We start from the raw sequence: 15,107 nt of genomic DNA, 5'->3' as shown, positions 1-15,107 counted from the left end.
CGGGCCGCCGAACACCAAGCCGTGCTGCGGTCCCCGATCAGTCGTCGCGTCCAGCCGGGTCGCGCACCGCGAAGAGTGTTTCGTCGCGGGGCGATTTTCTACTGCCTCGTGCTTTTGCCCGGTATCGCGCCGCGCAAAGATCGTCAGCTTATGTTGACGAAAGCGGTTCTGTCAGAAGGATTCCGGCATGGCGAACGCGACCTTGTAACCGGCTCGGCGCGGCGTAGGCATAGGCATAGGCATAGGCATAGGCATAGGCATAGGCGACCATCGACCGGAAGTGGCCGACATTGGCCGTGCCGATCATCAGGATTCACATGATCCGGGACCAGCGGAAAGGCGCTGGATCAAGAGGCCGCCTTCCGCCGGCGCCGCCCACCACGCCGTGACCGCTCAGCGCGACTCATCCGTCCCCGCCCACGACACCACCGACAGCACGAGCCCTCCTCGACGGCGACATCGCAGCCGTCGGCTGGTCACAGGGCCCTGATCGCCCCGCCGTCGATGGAGACCAGGCTTCCGGTCACATAGGACGCCGCCGGCGACAGCAGGACCGCGGCCATCCGGCCGAACTCGGCCGGATCGCCGAGGCGGCGCAGCGGAATGGCCGCCTCCGCCCGGGAGCGCGCCTGCGGATCACCCTTCTCGAGCGCGAGGGTGCGATCCGTGAGGACCTTGCCCGGCAGGAGACCGAGCACCCTGGTGTCCTGCGGCCCGAGCTCGTCGGCCAAGTCCTTCACCAGCATCCCGAGTCCCGCGCGCAGTCCGTTGGACACCGACAGCCGCGGCAGTGGCGTCTTCGCCGAGCTGGACAGGACGAACGCGATCGCACCGCCGTCGGCGCGATTGTCTCCCTTGGCCAGGAGCGGAGCGAGGTGGCGCACGAGCCGGACAGTGCCGAGGAAGATGCTCTCGAACGAGGACCGCCACACCTCGTCGGACACCGCTGTGGTGACGCCTGGCTTCGGGCCACCCACGCTCACGAGCGCGCCGTCGACTCGGCCGAACGCGGCCAGCGCGGCTTCCACGAGCAGGCGCGGAGCCTCGGGATCGGCGTTGTCGACCGCGACGCCAGTGGCGCCCTCCCCCAGCGATGCGGCGGCCTTCGCGACCTTTTCCTCGTCACGAGAAGACACGACGACCTTCGCCCCGTCCCGGACGAGCGCTTCGGCGGTGGCGTAGCCCAGCCCGCTCGTACCGCCGGTCACCAGGTACACGCGTTCCGCAAGACCGAGATCCATGGGCACCTCTCAGGTAGAGAACAGCGGATAACATATTCGCTGTATGAAGTTCCGTCATGCTAGCCTTGGGTGGTGCACGATGTGAAGCTCGCGTTTCGCGGAGGTTTCGTGACTACGCCCACGGGCACGTTGCGGGCCGACGTCGCGGTCGCCGAGGGGCGAATTGTCGGAATCGAAGCGCCCGGCACTGTGAGCGCCGAGCAGGTTGTGGACGCCGACGGCCTCCACGTCCTGCCGGGCGGGGTCGACCCGCACTGCCACCTCATGGCCGGTCTGGCCGATTCGACGCGCGCCGCCGCGCTCGGTGGTACCACCACCGCCCTGTCGTTCTCCCTGCCCGACGACGGCGAGGAAACCGTGGCGGCGTTCGAACGTGCCCGGGACCTCGTCGCCCAGGGCCTCTCGGCGGTGGACGTCGGCCTGCACGCGATGTGTTACCGCCCCAACGAGCTCACGACCGAAGACCTGACAAAGCTGGCCGAGCTCGGCGCCGACGCGGTCAAGGTGTTCCTCGCCTACCCGGAGCTGGGGATCATGGCGACCGGCGACGGGCTGTACCGCACGATGCTGGCGGCGAAAGCCGTCGGCCTGCCGGTCCAGGTGCACTGTGAAGACGGTGAAGTCGTGGAGGCGCTCGTCGAGGAGGCTTCGGCCGGCGGGCGCACGGGGGCGCGCACGTTCGGCGGGGTGCGCCCGCCCGTGCTCGAGGAGATCGCCGTGCGCCGCGCGCTCGGCATCTCCGGGCTGGCCGGCGCGCGGCTCTACGTGACGCACCTGTCGAGCCGCGAAGCGATCGACCACGTCCGGATGGCCCGCGCGGCCGGCGAGACCGTGGTGACCGCCGAGGCTTGCCTGCACCACCTCCTGCTCACCGACGACGAGTACGACGGTCCCCGCGCCGACACGCTGCTGGTGGCACCCCCGCTGCGAGCGCAGGACCACGTGGCCGCGGTCCGCGAGGCGTTGCGCGACGGCACGCTCGACACCGTCGGCTCCGACCACTCGCAGGAACGCACCGAGGTCGACCGGCGGATCTCGCCGTGCGGCGACACCCACTACGGCATCCCCGGGATCGGGGCACGGCTGCCGCTGCTGCTGTCGTGGGGCCTGGACAACGGCATCCCGCTGGAGCGGCTCGTGCACGTGCTGTGCACGGGGCCGGCCGACGCGTTCGGCCACCGGAGCAAGGGCCGGATCGCGCCGGGCGCCGACGCGGATCTCGTCTTGTGGGATCCTGCTGAGACCTGGGTGGCGGACGAGAGCTCGTTCGCCGACGGCACGGGCATCAGTCCGTACTCGGGCACACCCGTGCGGGGTGTGATCCGCTCGGTGTGGGCGCGGGGGCGGGAATTGGTACGCGAAGGGGAGTTCACCGGTACCGGTGAACCGGGGCGGCAAGTCATTCCGGAGAGGGACGGGCAGGCGCGATGACGGAGACCACGCACAGAACCGGGACGAGCGGATCGGACGCCTCGCTCGGCCTGGCGCCTCGTCCGGACAGCCTCGCGATGTCGGTTTACAACACGATCCGGCAGGCCATCGTCGACGGCAAGCTCGCCGCGGCGAGCCGGGTCACCGAGGCCGGTCTGGCCAAGGAACTCGGGGTCAGCAAGACCCCGGTGCGCGAGGCGCTGCTGCGGCTGAAAGAAGTCGGCCTCGTCGAGTCCGACGGCCCTCGCGCCGACCGGATCGTGACGCCGTCGGCGGATCGCCTGCGCGACGCGTACGAGGTCCGCGAAGCGCTCGAGATGAAGTCCGCACGCCTGGCGGCCGAACGCGGTGACCGTGAAGTGCTCCTCGCCGCGCGCCACGAAGCCGAGCGCACCGTGGTGGCGGCGGACCAGCGCGATTTCGGCGCGTATCGCGCGGCTGACGAGGCGTTCCACACGACCATCGCGAAGGCCACGGGCAACACCCGGCTCGCCCGCCTGATCGACGACGCGAACGCGATGATAGTCGCGCTCCGGCAGCGGGATGTCCCCGGAATCGACGCGTCGCCGCTGTGCGCGAGCCAGCACATGGCCATTTCGAAGGCACTCCTGGACGGCGACGGCGCGCTGGCGAGCCGTCTGATGGAGGAACACGTGCGGTCGGTCGGGGACAACGTGGTGGCGTACCTGACGGATCCGGGAAGCGCGCGGCGCGGCTGAGCGCGTCCCGGATGAGGTGGGCCGGTGGCGCGACGGGCTGATCGCCGCGCCACCGCGTCGCCTCAGCGGGCGGTCCAGCCGCCATCGACCATCAAAGTCGTCCCGGTGAGGTAGGTGGCGTCGTCACCGGCCAGGAAGAGCGCCGCGCGAGCGACGTCCTCGGGGCGCCCGAGCCTCGGCCACGGGGTGCGGCTGGTCCAGTACTCCAACCAGGCGGGTTCTCCGGCGCGCGCGCTGGGGCCGGTCTCGATCTTGCCCGGTGCCACGGCGTTGCAGACCACACCCCGCTCGGCGTACTCGGCCGCGATCTGCCGGGTCAGCTGGCTCAGCGCGGCCTTCGACACGCCGTACGCGGTGTCCTCCCGGGCGGCCACGATTCCGTGCTGCGAGGTCACGTTCACGATGCGGCCGCGCACCTCACCACGGGGTTCCTGGGTGAGCATCTGGCGCACGGCGGCCCGGCTGAGCACGAACGGCGCGGTGAGGTTGACCGCGAGCACCTGGTGCCAGTCGTCGTCGGTCGTCTCGAGCAGTTCCCGTCCGACGCTCGTGGCGGCGTTGTTCACGAGCACGTCCAGCCGGCCGTGGCGCTCGGCCACCGCCGGGATGAGCGCCGCGACGGCAGCCGGGTCGGCCAGATCGCACTCGACGAACGTGGCGCCTTCAGCTAGCTCGTCGGTCGGCGCACCACCGTGCCACGCGTCGCGCTGCCGGTCCGCCACCACGACTTGGGCACCCGCGTCGGCGAAACACAACGCGATGGCCCGGCCGATGCCCGATGCGGCGCCGGTCACCACGGCCACCCGCCCCTTGAGGTCACTCACGCGCGACTCACCTCCGCCAGTTTCCTCAGGTGAACGAGGTCGGCCGCCAAGCTGCCGGGCTCGTGCGAGCTGAGGTGGTCCAGCACGAACCAGCCCGCGTAGCCCGCCGCGTCCAGCGCCTCGGACACCCGCGACCAGTCGACGATCCCCGTGTCCAGCCCCGTACGCTGCCAGACCCACGAACCGTCCTCGTCGCGCCGCGGCGCGACGTTCTTGACGTGCACGTGCCGCAGCAGCACGCCCAGAACCCCGGTGGCGAGGAACGGATCCTGCCAGCCTTCGCGGGCCAGGCTGCCCGGGTCGTAGACCACACCGACGCGGTCACTGTCCACTCCGGACAGAGCGCGCCGGGCCAGTGCCGGATCCGGTACGAGGGTGGCGGGCGCGGGTTCGAGCAGCAGCCGCACCCCCCGCTCCGCGGCGGCTCGCGCCTTGTCCGCCAGCAGCTCGCGCAAGCCGGCGAAGCCACTGTCGAAATCGGTGTCGTGCCCGGTCGCGTACACCCGCACGTGCGGAGCTCCCAGGACCACGGCCAGATCACAGATTCGCTGCCACAACGCGGCCGGATAAGCCAGCGCCTCGGGTTCGTGCACGGCCAGGCCCGCACAGGCGAGGCCGTGGCTCGCGGCCGCGGCGGCCACGTCGTCGAGCTGCGCGTCGGAAACCGTGAGCGGCAGCGCCTGCCCCACGCCCACGCCCCACTCGACGCCGTCGAGGCCGTGCTCCGCGGCGAGTGCGCACACCTGGCCGGGATCGAGGCCCGGCAAGGCGGCGCTGGCCACGGCGAGCGGCGCCGTGGTCATCGGCTCCCCGCCCACTCGTGGTGGTGGCCCAGCCACCAGCGCGCGATGTCGAGGCGCCGCATGAACGAGACCCCCTTCTTCTCCGACACGTACTCCAGCAGGTCCCGCACGGCGCTGGCCCGGTTCGCCTGCCCGCTCCAGCGCGGGTGCAGCCCGACGGTGAGCATCCGCGGACCCAGCCCGTGGTCGATCTCGTCGCACAGGTAGTCGATGCCCAGCCGCATGCTCTCGAAGAACTGCGCCGGCGACCCGTACGTGGGATTCAGCAGGTAACGAGTGTCGTTGTAGACCTTCGAATACGGAATCATCAACACCTGTTGACCCGACACGTCCGTGAAGTACGGCAACTCGTCGTTGCACGCGTCCGAGTCGTAGAGGAAGCCGCCCTCTTCGACCAGCAGCTCGAGCGTGTTCTCACTGGGAAACGAGCGCAGGTACCAGCCCAGCGGCCGCTCCCCCGTCGTGCGTTCCAGCGACGCGATCGCGAGCCGCAGGTGTTCGCGCTCCACCTCACGGTCGACGCGGTTGTATTCGAGCCACCGGTAACCGTGGCCCACGACGTCGTGCGGGCTTTCGCGGATCCATTGCGCCACTTCGGGGTTGCGTTCGAGCGCCGTGGCGCACGCGCCGATCGTGACCGGCACCTCGAAGCGGTCGAACAACCGCGCCAGCCGCCAGATCCCGACCCGGCTGCCGAACTCGTAATGGGTCTCGCTGCCGAAGTCCCGGATCGCCGGGTCGACTTCGTAGTCGTACTCACCCCAGCCGTCGTTGTGGTCGTCGCCGTCGAGCACGGAGTACTCCGAGCCCTCCTCGTAGTTCACCACGATGTTGACGACGAGCTTCTCCTCGCCGGGCCACCGCACTCGCGGCGCGTGCCGCCCGTACCCGACGAAATCCCGCTCGCGCCGCGTGGACTCTGCCACTTTCCGCTCCCTCTCGTGTTTCACCCTGCGGTCCAGCCGCCGTCCACGGGGACGACAGCCCCGGTCATCGAAGCCGAACCCGGGCCCAGCAGGAAACCGATCACCTCGGCCACCTTCCGCGCCGGCGCCGGCGTGCCGAACAAGTTTCGTTCGCGCACGCGCTCGGCCTCACGGCCGCCGGTCTCGTCGCGGCCGCTGCGCGCGAGCATCGGCGTGTCCGTCGGTCCCGGGCACACGCAGTTCACCCGGATCCCGTCCGGTGCGTGGTCGACCGCCATCGCCCGGGTCAGGCCGATCAAGCCCGCCTTGGCCGCGCAGTACGCGGGAAATCCCGCGCCACCGACCATGCCGTACTGCGAGCTCACGTGGACGACGGCTCCGCTCGACCCGCGCCGCATCACCGGCAGGACTTCGCGGGAGACCAGGTACGCGCCGGTCAGGTTCACGTCCAGCACGCGGCGCCACGACTCGGGAGACGTCTCGGTGACGTCTCCGGTGTAGCCGCCGATGCCGGCGCAGTTCACCAGCGCGTCGACGTCAGCGAAGTTCTCGACGATCTCGGCGACGGCCGCGCGCACCGAGTTCTCGTCCGCCACGTCGGCCGCCACCGCGATGAAGTTCCCGGCGTCCCGGGCGGGCACGCCCTCGACGTCGAGATCGATCCCGGCCACGCGAGCACCGGTGGCGAGGCACAGGTCGGTCACCGCCTGCCCGATTCCCGAGCCGGCACCGGTCACGACGATCGTCCGTCCGATCACGACACCACGACCGCGCTTCCGGTCGCGAGCGCTTCCTCACCCGCGAGCGCGACTCGCAAGGTGGCGAGCGCGTCGGCCGGTGTGCACGCCACCAAACCCCGGTCCCCGGCCCCCACGGCCGCGAGGAAACGGGAGTTTGAAGCGCTGAACGGTTCTTCGGTCACCGACGCGGACACTTCCTGCCCGCGGTGGTGACCCGTGAGCCGGAAGTCGGGGTCGAGGGCCATCCTCAGCACTCCGGCGCCGGACACCACGTCGAGGCCGTAGCGGCCGGGGACATCCGCCGGGGTCCAGGCGATCACGATGGTCGCGACGGCGCCGCTGGTCATGCGCAGCACCAGGGTGAGCGCGTCGTCGATGTCCCGGGCGGCGACGCCGGGCCGATCGACGCGAACCGTGCTGCCGACCGCCAGGACCGACTCGACCTCGCCGGCCACCGCGCGAACCAGGTCGATCTGGTGGCTGCCCCGTTCCAGCAGGTTGCCCCCGCCTTGAGCCTGGTCGAGGAACCACGGCCGGGCCGCGGTCGGGCCGACGCTGTAACCCGACAGGCTCACCACGTTCTCGCTCTCCAGCTCGGCACGCAACGGGTCGAGAAGCCCGAGCGCGCGCCACTGGTACCCGACCGCGCACACCACACCGGATTCCCCGGCCAGCCGCGTCAGCTCCGTCGCCTCGGCCAAGTCGCGGGCCACCGGTTTTTCGAGGTACACGGGGATTCCCCGGGCGAACGCCTGCCGGGCCGGCGCGAGGTGGTGCTGGGGCGGCGTGCAGATCCAGACGGCGTCGAGGCCCTGGTCCAGCACCTCGTCGACGTTCGCGCACCCGCGTGCGCCGAACCGCTTGGCGAAGTCGGCCGTGCGCCCGGTGTCCAGGTCGTGCACCGCCCTGATCTCGACGTCGGGGCGGGCCGCGAGGTCCGTGAGGTGGCTCTCGCCGATCCAGCCGAGGCCGATGAGTCCGACGGCCGTGCTCATACCGCGCTCCACAGGGTTCGAGGGTCGAAGTGGTTGGCGGGGCCTTCGGCCAGCCCGCCGATGGACACGCCGGTGACACGCAGGTTCTTGATCCAGTAGCTGATGATCCCGGGCACCTGATCGTGCTGGATGGCGGCCATCTTCGCAGCGGCCTTGAGCCGGGTCTGCTCGTCGAGCGAGCCGTTGAGGTCCGCGAAGGCGTGGTCGAAATCGGGGTTCTTCCAGTGGGCCGAGTTCCAGATGCCGCCGGAGGTGTAGGCCGGCAGGATCGCCTGGCTCGGCACCCCGCGAGCACCCCAGTCGACGATGCCCATCGGCACTTCGAGCCACGGCTGGCTGTTGCCCGTGCCGTAGTAAGCGCTCTGCTGCTGCACGTTGAGCTGCAGGGTGATTCCCGCCGGCTTCAGTGCCTGCTGCGCGAGAACCGCGTACTGCGGGATCTCCAGGTACTGCTCAGTGGTCAACGTGACCGAAAAGCCGCCCGCGTGCCCGGCGCGGGCGAGCAGCGACTTGGCCAGCGCGTAGTCCTGCTTGCGTTGCGGGACTTGGGCGATCGCCTGCTTCGACACCGGGAACACCGGCGCGAACGAGTGGTCGTTGCCGATCTCGCCGTCACCCCCGAGCAATGCCTGCATCAACGCCGGCCGGTCGAAACAGGCGGCGACCGCCTGCCGGACCAGCGGGCTGTCGAACGGCGCCTGGTCGGTTCGCATGTGGAACCCGCGGTACTCGCTGGACGGGCTCTTGATGATCTTCAGGTTCGGGGTTTCCTGGAGGGCTTGCGCGCTCTGGTGCGGCGCGATCGGCCACACGTTCTCCCGCCCGCCCTGCATGTTGAGCGCGATCGTGCTGTCGTCGGCGTAGTAGGTCAGCCGCAGGCTGTCCAGGTACGGATACCGCTTGTCCCAGTAATCCGGGTTGCGGGCGAAGGTGGCGCCGGTCTCGGGCTGGTAGCCGGTCATGATGAACGCACCGGTCCCGACGCGGCCCTTCGCGAAATCGCCGATCTGGTACTTGTCCGGCAGGATGATCGCGTTGAAGTTGAAGGCGGACACGAGGTACGGGAAGTCCACGAACGGCTGGTCGAGGTGGAACGTGACCGTGTGGTCGTCGACCTTCTCGATGTTGCCGTGCGAGAAGATCCCCTTGAACGCCGACAGCGCCGAGGAGTTCACCTTCGGATCCGTCAGCAGGTTCATCGTGTAGACGACGTCGTCAGCGGTGAACGGCTTGCCGTCGTGCCACTTCACGCCTTGGCGCAGCACGAAGGTCCAGGTGTCCGGCTTGGCCGCCGACCAGGACACCGCGAGCCGCGGGTCGAGTGTGTAGTCCGCCCGCGGGAAACACAGGTACTCACCGGCGATCTGCGCCGTCGTCTGACCGCCCTGGTTGTAGAGGGTCACCGGGTCCACCAGCGAGGCCGGCCGGGTGATCGCGACGTTCGCCGTGCCACCACGCCGCGGCGGGCCCGAGGCCGGCACGGAGTTGATGCCACCGCCCTGTCCGCAGGCCGCGAGGATGACCGAGGCGGCGGGCAGACCGAGCCCGAGCACACTGGCCCGGCGCAGGAACCCGCGCCTGCTCAGGCGCCGGGCTCGCACCTCTTCGAACAAGTGGTATTCGTAGTCGTCCATCGGCAGTTCCTCCACACGGGACACGCCGAACGGGTGCCGCCGGGTTCCGACCCTCAGACGCTGGGCCGAGATTTGATATTCCAAATACGCTAACCCGCCTCACGGGCCGAGCACAATCCCCGTTCGCCCTCGGATCGCCCTCGTCCCTGCCAGACGCGCTGATCAGCATCAATCTCCACGCTCAGCGACAGGTCGGTAACACGACGACATCAAGCGAGGACGTAACTTCCCTTCGCGCGACAGATACGCTATACCGAATATCTACGGGCGTCGGCATGAGCGGCCCGCAGACCATCTCCCCGGCGTTCTCCCGGATGCGCCCCACCAGACGACAGGGCTGGGCTCAGACATGATCGGATTCATCACCAAACGGCTCGGGCTGAGCGTGCTGACGCTCCTGCTCGTGTCGATCATCGTGTTCGCCGTCTCGCAGGTACTCCCCGGCGATGTGGGACGCACGATCCTCGGGCCGTACGCAACCAGCGACCAGGTCGCGCAACTCAACCACTCGCTCGGGCTCGACCGGCCGCTGCCCGTGCGCTACTTCGACTACATGTGGGGGTTCCTCCACGGAGACTGGGGCAAGTCCTATCTCCTGCAGGAACCCGTCACCGGTCTCGTGCTCGGGCACCTCGGCGACTCGCTGATGCTCGGCGGGTTCGCACTCGTCATCGCGGTGCCGATCTCGCTCGGGTTCGGTGTGATCGCGGCCCTGCGGCGCGACCGGTTCGCCGACCGCGCGATCTCGGTGACCGGGCTGTCGCTGATCGCCCTTCCGGAGTTCGTCGCCGGCACCGTGCTGCTGGTCGTGTTCGGGGTGTCGCTCAAGTGGTTCCCGGTCTCGTCCTCGGTGCCACTGCCCAATGTCGTGGACGTGTTCCGGCAGTTCATGCTGCCGGCGATCCCCCTGATGTTCGTCCTCTTCGGCTACATCTCGCGCATGGCGCGCGCGGGCACGGTCGACGTGCTCGAATCCGCCTACGTGCGCACGGCCGTCCTGAAAGGACTGAAACCCGGCCGCGTCATCGGCAAACACGTACTGCGCAACTCACTACTGCCCGCGATCACCGTGGTGAGCGCGCAGGTCGGTTACGCCGTCGGCGGCCTCGTCGTCGTGGAGAAGCTCTTCAACTACCCCGGCATCGGCCAGCTCATCTACACCTCGGCCACGGGCCACGACCTGCCGGTGCTCGAGGCGGCCGTGCTCGTGATCGCCGTGATCTACACCCTGGCGAACCTGTGCGCCGACCTGCTCTACGGCGTGCTCAACCCCCGCATCCGCCTGGCTGCGGCCTGATCCGGCCGGACGCGAAGGAGAACTCCCCATGACGTCGACGGAGACGATACCCACGCAAGCGATCGGCGGCGCCGCGCCCGGTGGTGCGTCCGCCGCCGCGAAAGCGCGCCGCAGCGAGGTCGCCCGCGGACTGCTGCGGTCCCCCACCTTCCTGATCGGCGCGGTGATCCTGCTGTTCTGGGTCGTCGACGCCATCTTCTGGCACGCCTTCGTGCCGCATGACCCGCAGCAGATTTTCCCCGACACGCTGAAAGGCCCGTCGGGCTCGCACCTGTTCGGGACCGACAACCTCGGCCGCGACGTGTTCTCGCGGCTGCTGGCCGGCGCCTCGCCCGTGCTCACCGTCGCCCCGGCGGCCACCGCGCTCGGCCTCGTCGGCGGTGCCGTGGTCGGACTGTTCACCGGGTACTACCGCGGAGTGCTCGACGACGTCACGATGCGGATCGTCGATGCCGTGCTGGCGTTCCCGCTGGTCATCATCGCCGTTCTGGTGCTGACGGTGCTGGGCTCCGGTGAGCTGCCGGTGATCCTCCTGATCGCGGTCACGTTCGTCCCCGGCGTCGCCCGAACGGTTCGCGCCGCGGTGCTCACCCAGAGGGAACTCGAATACGTCGCGGCAGCCAAGCTCGCTGGTGCGTCGGGCCCGAAGATCATGTTCACCGAGATCCTGCCGAACGTCACCGGGCCGATCATCGTCGAGGGCACCGTGCGGCTCGGCTACGCCATCTTCACCTCGGCGACGCTGTCCTTCCTCACGCTCGGCATCCAGCAGCCTTCGCCCGACTGGGGCCTGACGATCTCGCTGGGCCAGGTCTACCTGCAGGTCGCGCCATGGATCGTCCTCTTCCCCGCGCTGGCGCTCGCGACGCTGGTCGTCGCCGTCAACCTCGTCGCCGACGGCCTCCAGCGCGTGCTGGACGCCTGATCACCCCCGGAAGGCACCGAAATGACCACCACACTGGAACAGCCGACGCTGGCCGTGCGCAACCTGGACATCAGCTACCGCCGGGGCACACAGGAATCGCCGGTGGTGCGGGACGTTTCGTTCACGATCCGCCCCGGCGAAGCGTACGGCCTCGTCGGCGAGTCCGGCTGCGGAAAGACCACGGTCGCGATGTCGATCATGCGCTACCTGCCGGACAACGCGACGGTCGGCGACGGCAGTGGCATCAGCTTCTCCGGCGAAGACGTGCTGGGAGCGGGCAAGACGGCGCTGCGCCAGTGGCGCGGTGGCCGGATCGCGATGGTGTACCAGAACCCCGGCGCGTCGCTGAACCCGTCGATGCGTGTCGGCGCCCAGGTCGCCGAGGGCATCCGGGTACACAGTGGACTGTCCGGCTCGGAGTGCAAGCGCAAGGCGCTGGAGATGCTCGCGAAGGTACGGATCCCCGACCCGGAAGCCGTCGCCGCCCGCTACCCCCACGAGCTCTCAGGCGGGCAACAGCAGCGCGTGATGATCGCGATGGCGCTGTCGGGCAACCCCGACCTGCTGGTGCTGGACGAGCCCACGACCGGGCTCGACGCCACCGTGGAGGCCGAGGTGCTGGAGCTGATCCGGCAGCTGCGCGAGGAGTTCCACACCGCCGTGCTGTTCATCAGCCACAACCTCGGCATCGTCGCGCAGATCTGCGATCGCGTCGGCGTGCTCTACGCCGGACGGCTGGTCGAGGAAGCACCGGCCGCGGAACTGTTCGCCGCGCCGCAGCACCCGTACACGCGCGACTTGCTGCGTTCTGTGCCTCGCCACGGCGTCACCAAAACGGCCGGCATGCTCGCCACCATCCCCGGTTCCCTGCCCGCACCGGGCACTGCGTTGAGCGGCTGTCCGTACGCCGCGAGGTGCGAGCTCGCCACCGAGCGCTGCCACACCGAAACGCCTCCGGTGGAGACCGTCGGCAGCGAGCACGCCGTGAGCTGCTTCCACCACGACGAAGTGGCGCAGGATCGCGCGGTCGAGCGGTTCCAGGATTGTGCACGAGAGACCGAAGTCCTGCTGGAGGTCCGCAACCTGACCAAGCGGTACCGGACCGGCGGCCGAGAGTTCACCGCGGTGTCCGACGTGTCGTTCGAACTGCACCGCGGCGAGGTGTTCGGCCTGGTCGGTGAATCCGGCAGCGGCAAGACCACCATCGCCAAGTGCATCGCCGGCATGACCCGGCCGTCGGAGGGCGCGCTGCGTTTCGAAGACGTCACGCTCACGAAGCGGCCGGGCCGCGAAGAGCGGACATTGCGCCGGAAGATCCAGATGGTGTTCCAGAACCCGGACAACGCGCTCAACCCGCGCCATCCCGTGCGCCGCATCATCAGCCGCGCGGTCACCCTCCTCAACGGCCGCTTGCGCGGGCAGGCCCGCGAAGACCGGGTCGAGGAGCTGACGTCCGCGGTCCGCCTCGAGCCGCGGCACCTCGACGTCCGCCCGCGCGCGTTGTCCGGTGGCCTCAAGCAGCGCGTGGCGATCGCCCGGGCCTTCGCCGGAGAGCCGTCCCTGGTGCTGTGCGACGAACCCGTCTCCGCCCTCGACGTCTCGGTGCAGGCGGCGATCCTCAACCTGCTCGTCGAACTGCAGGTGGCCAAGGACGTCGCGTACCTGTTCATCTCGCACGACATGTCCGTGGTGCGCTACCTCGCCGACCGGATCGGCGTCCTCTACCTCGGGCAGCTGGTCGAGATCGGCACGGCCGACGCCGTTTTCCAGCCACCGCACCACCCCTACACCGAGGCACTGCTGTCGGCCGCACCCGACCTCGACCCCGGGCAGACGCGCGAACGGATCCGCCTCGACGGCACCTACCCCAGCGCGTCGGCCCCGCCCAGCGGATGCCGCTTCCACACGCGCTGCCCGCGTCAGCTGGGCGAGATCTGCCGCACGCAGGAACCACCGTGGCAGGACACTGGGAAGGGCAACACCTACCGCTGCCACATCGCCCCGCAAGACCTGCTGCGGCGGATCAAGTCCGAATAGGACTCGCGTCCACCAAGCCGGCGGTTCTGGCCGGAGCTCCCCCACTCGGGCCAGAACCGCCATCCATCCCGGCCAGCCGGAGCACCGAATCACCCTCGATCCCCCGGCGACGTCCCGGTGGCAGGCGTCAGGTCGTGGTGCGACGACCGGCCACCCGGGCCCGGTCGGGCCGTACGAAGCGGCCGTGCCCCGGTTCGCCGACGATGTGGCCACCGTCGAACACCCGGTGCCCGCGCGAGAAGGTGGTCACCACACCTCCGGTGAACCGGGCTCCTTCGAGGAACGTGGCGTTGGCGGCGGCCTTGGAGAACCCCTCCGGGCGGAAGGTCCACTGCCGGCAGGTGTCGACGAGCACCAGGTCCGCGTCCGCTCCCGGTGCGATCCGGCCCTTCGCCGGGAGGTCGAAGATCTCGGCCGCGCGGGCCGACGTCAGCCGCACAACGTCGGGCAGGGTGAGGCGGCCGTCGTGCACGGCGGTGAGCAGGATCGGCAGCATGGTTTCCAGACCGGGCAGCCCGGGCGGTGACACGAAGATGTCCTGCTCGCCGGCCGCGATCTCCTCGGGCCGATACGGGCAGTGGTCGGTGCCGATCACGTCGACCCGGCCGGCCCTCACCTCGGCCCAGAGCCGTTCGACGGTCGCGGCGCTGCGCAGCGGGGGGTTGCACTTGGCCCAGGATCCGAACTCGAACAGGGTTTTCTCGTCCAGCTGCAGGTAGTGCGGACAAGTCTCCACGGTGACCTGAACGCCACGGGCCCGTGCTTCGGCGGCGAGCACGACCGATTCGGCGCTGGACACGTGCACCGGCTGCACCCGGGCACCGGTCGCTGCCGCGAGAGCCAGCACGGTCGCGACGGAAGCGTCTTCGGCGACTTGCGGCCGAGCCGCCGCGTGGACGGCGCCGGGCACGCCGTGCTGGTGCCGGGCATTTTCCCCTGCGACAGCAAGGATCTGTTCGTGTTCGCAGTGCAGAGCGTGCACCAGCCCGGTGCGCGCGACCTCCCGCATCACCTCGTGGAGCCGCCCGGTGTCCGGGCAGGACAGTCCGGTGAACTCGGCCTCCCGGCCGAGCGCCGGTGCGTGCAGCCAGGTTTTGAACGCCACCGCGCCGGCCTCGGCCATCGCGGCGATCTCGTGGCGGTTCTCCCACGCCGCGCCGCCGTAGAGGGCGTAGTCGACCAACGCGTCGGGCTGCAGCCGCACAGCTCGGTCCGCGAGTGTCCGGCCCGAGTTGACCGGGGGTTCCGAGGTCGGCATCTCGCAGATCGTGGTGACTCCCCCGGCCGCCGCGGCCGCGGTTCCCGAGCGGAAGGTCTCACGGTCGGGCCGAGCCGGTGCGCGCAGGTGCACGTGGGTGTCGACGAGCCCGGGGAGCAGGTGCAGCCCACCGGCGTCGAGGTGTTCGGCGGCGGAGGGCCGCGTGCCCGCGTCGAGGACGTCGGCCACCTTTCCGTCCGCGACGGCCACCGTCGCCCGGCGCACTCCCTGCGCACTCACCAACTGCACGTCGTGCAGGACCAGGTCGTAATCCACA

14 protein-coding genes are annotated in these 15,107 nt (G+C 69.9%); 5 read left to right on the top strand and 9 right to left on the bottom strand.

Going from position 1 to position 15,107, the window contains the following annotated elements; genetic code table 11:
- Nucleotides 1–148: 148 nt before the first annotated feature.
- Together K1T34_RS39385 and K1T34_RS39380 are read right to left on the bottom strand one after the other, a co-directional pair.
- The gene (locus K1T34_RS39385; RefSeq protein ID WP_220239791.1) at nucleotides 149–307 is read right to left on the bottom strand and encodes a hypothetical protein; all 159 of its coding nucleotides are present in this window, start codon (nucleotides 305–307) and stop codon (nucleotides 149–151) included.
- Between the two features lie 169 nt (nucleotides 308–476).
- Nucleotides 477–1,241: an SDR family oxidoreductase gene (locus K1T34_RS39380; RefSeq protein ID WP_220239790.1), complete on the bottom strand. Its 765-nt coding sequence runs from the start codon at nucleotides 1,239–1,241 to the stop codon at nucleotides 477–479.
- Nucleotides 1,242–1,349: 108 nt separating this feature from the next.
- On the opposite strand from K1T34_RS39380, the gene K1T34_RS39375 reads away from it, so the two are divergent.
- Together K1T34_RS39375 and K1T34_RS39370 are read left to right on the top strand one after the other, a co-directional pair.
- Entirely contained in the window at nucleotides 1,350–2,672 is a 1,323-nt protein-coding gene (locus tag K1T34_RS39375) for a dihydroorotase family protein (RefSeq protein WP_220239789.1), read from the top strand.
- Nucleotides 2,669–3,391, top strand: a complete 723-nt coding sequence (locus K1T34_RS39370) for a GntR family transcriptional regulator (protein ID WP_220239788.1) — start codon at nucleotides 2,669–2,671, stop codon at nucleotides 3,389–3,391. Before K1T34_RS39375 ends, K1T34_RS39370 begins: the two co-directional genes overlap by 4 nt.
- 62 nt (nucleotides 3,392–3,453) lie before the next feature.
- Here the strand turns inward: K1T34_RS39370 and K1T34_RS39365 are convergent, their stop codons facing one another.
- The 6 genes from K1T34_RS39365 to K1T34_RS39340 are packed head-to-tail and all read right to left on the bottom strand — an operon-like array spanning nucleotide 3,454 to nucleotide 9,313.
- The gene (locus K1T34_RS39365) at nucleotides 3,454–4,215 is read right to left on the bottom strand and encodes an SDR family NAD(P)-dependent oxidoreductase (RefSeq protein ID WP_220239787.1); all 762 of its coding nucleotides are present in this window, start codon (nucleotides 4,213–4,215) and stop codon (nucleotides 3,454–3,456) included.
- Nucleotides 4,212–5,018: a sugar phosphate isomerase/epimerase gene (locus K1T34_RS39360; RefSeq protein WP_220239786.1), complete on the bottom strand. Its 807-nt coding sequence runs from the start codon at nucleotides 5,016–5,018 to the stop codon at nucleotides 4,212–4,214. The genes K1T34_RS39365 and K1T34_RS39360 overlap by 4 nt, the downstream gene beginning before the upstream one ends.
- Nucleotides 5,015–5,944, bottom strand: a complete 930-nt coding sequence (locus tag K1T34_RS39355; RefSeq protein ID WP_220239785.1) for a polysaccharide deacetylase family protein — start codon at nucleotides 5,942–5,944, stop codon at nucleotides 5,015–5,017. Before K1T34_RS39355 ends, K1T34_RS39360 begins: the two co-directional genes overlap by 4 nt.
- A 20-nt stretch (nucleotides 5,945–5,964) precedes the next feature.
- Nucleotides 5,965–6,702, bottom strand: coding sequence for an SDR family NAD(P)-dependent oxidoreductase (locus tag K1T34_RS39350; protein ID WP_220239784.1), 738 nt, complete (start codon nucleotides 6,700–6,702; stop codon nucleotides 5,965–5,967).
- The gene (locus tag K1T34_RS39345) at nucleotides 6,699–7,679 is read right to left on the bottom strand and encodes a Gfo/Idh/MocA family protein (RefSeq protein ID WP_220239783.1); all 981 of its coding nucleotides are present in this window, start codon (nucleotides 7,677–7,679) and stop codon (nucleotides 6,699–6,701) included. Before K1T34_RS39345 ends, K1T34_RS39350 begins: the two co-directional genes overlap by 4 nt.
- Nucleotides 7,676–9,313: an ABC transporter substrate-binding protein gene (locus tag K1T34_RS39340; RefSeq protein WP_220239782.1), complete on the bottom strand. Its 1,638-nt coding sequence runs from the start codon at nucleotides 9,311–9,313 to the stop codon at nucleotides 7,676–7,678. Before K1T34_RS39340 ends, K1T34_RS39345 begins: the two co-directional genes overlap by 4 nt.
- A gap of 349 nt (nucleotides 9,314–9,662) precedes the next feature.
- Between K1T34_RS39340 and K1T34_RS39335 the strand changes: the two genes are divergently transcribed.
- Genes K1T34_RS39335 through K1T34_RS39325 form a run of 3 tightly spaced genes read left to right on the top strand, consistent with a single transcriptional unit; the run spans nucleotide 9,663 to nucleotide 13,572 of the window.
- The gene (locus K1T34_RS39335; protein ID WP_220239781.1) at nucleotides 9,663–10,610 is read left to right on the top strand and encodes an ABC transporter permease; all 948 of its coding nucleotides are present in this window, start codon (nucleotides 9,663–9,665) and stop codon (nucleotides 10,608–10,610) included.
- Between the two features lie 28 nt (nucleotides 10,611–10,638).
- Nucleotides 10,639–11,535: an ABC transporter permease gene (locus K1T34_RS39330; RefSeq protein ID WP_220239780.1), complete on the top strand. Its 897-nt coding sequence runs from the start codon at nucleotides 10,639–10,641 to the stop codon at nucleotides 11,533–11,535.
- Nucleotides 11,536–11,556: 21 nt separating this feature from the next.
- Entirely contained in the window at nucleotides 11,557–13,572 is a 2,016-nt protein-coding gene (locus K1T34_RS39325; protein ID WP_220239779.1) for an ABC transporter ATP-binding protein, read from the top strand.
- Between the two features lie 127 nt (nucleotides 13,573–13,699).
- On the opposite strand, the gene allB is transcribed toward K1T34_RS39325, so the two are convergent.
- Nucleotides 13,700–15,106: an allantoinase AllB gene (allB, locus tag K1T34_RS39320; RefSeq protein WP_220239778.1), complete on the bottom strand. Its 1,407-nt coding sequence runs from the start codon at nucleotides 15,104–15,106 to the stop codon at nucleotides 13,700–13,702.
- Between the last annotated feature and the right edge of the window lies 1 nt (nucleotide 15,107).

Source organism: Amycolatopsis sp. DSM 110486 (assembly GCF_019468465.1).
Taxonomy (GTDB): Bacteria; Actinomycetota; Actinomycetes; order Mycobacteriales; family Pseudonocardiaceae; genus Amycolatopsis.
Note: the sequence above shows the minus strand (reverse complement) of the source record. Positions and strands in the feature narration are given on the sequence as shown.

Coding starts and splice junctions, on each gene's coding strand:
- K1T34_RS39385 (WP_220239791.1), bottom strand. CDS start 307: ATGATCGGCACGGCCAATGTCGGCCACTTCCGGTCGATGGTCGCCTAT.
- K1T34_RS39370 (WP_220239788.1), top strand. CDS start 2,669: ATGACGGAGACCACGCACAGAACCGGGACGAGCGGATCGGACGCCTCG.
- K1T34_RS39325 (WP_220239779.1), top strand. CDS start 11,557: ATGACCACCACACTGGAACAGCCGACGCTGGCCGTGCGCAACCTGGAC.
- K1T34_RS39345 (WP_220239783.1), bottom strand. CDS start 7,679: ATGAGCACGGCCGTCGGACTCATCGGCCTCGGCTGGATCGGCGAGAGC.
- K1T34_RS39360 (WP_220239786.1), bottom strand. CDS start 5,018: ATGACCACGGCGCCGCTCGCCGTGGCCAGCGCCGCCTTGCCGGGCCTC.
- K1T34_RS39340 (WP_220239782.1), bottom strand. CDS start 9,313: ATGGACGACTACGAATACCACTTGTTCGAAGAGGTGCGAGCCCGGCGC.
- K1T34_RS39335 (WP_220239781.1), top strand. CDS start 9,663: ATGATCGGATTCATCACCAAACGGCTCGGGCTGAGCGTGCTGACGCTC.
- K1T34_RS39380 (WP_220239790.1), bottom strand. CDS start 1,241: ATGGATCTCGGTCTTGCGGAACGCGTGTACCTGGTGACCGGCGGTACG.
- K1T34_RS39330 (WP_220239780.1), top strand. CDS start 10,639: ATGACGTCGACGGAGACGATACCCACGCAAGCGATCGGCGGCGCCGCG.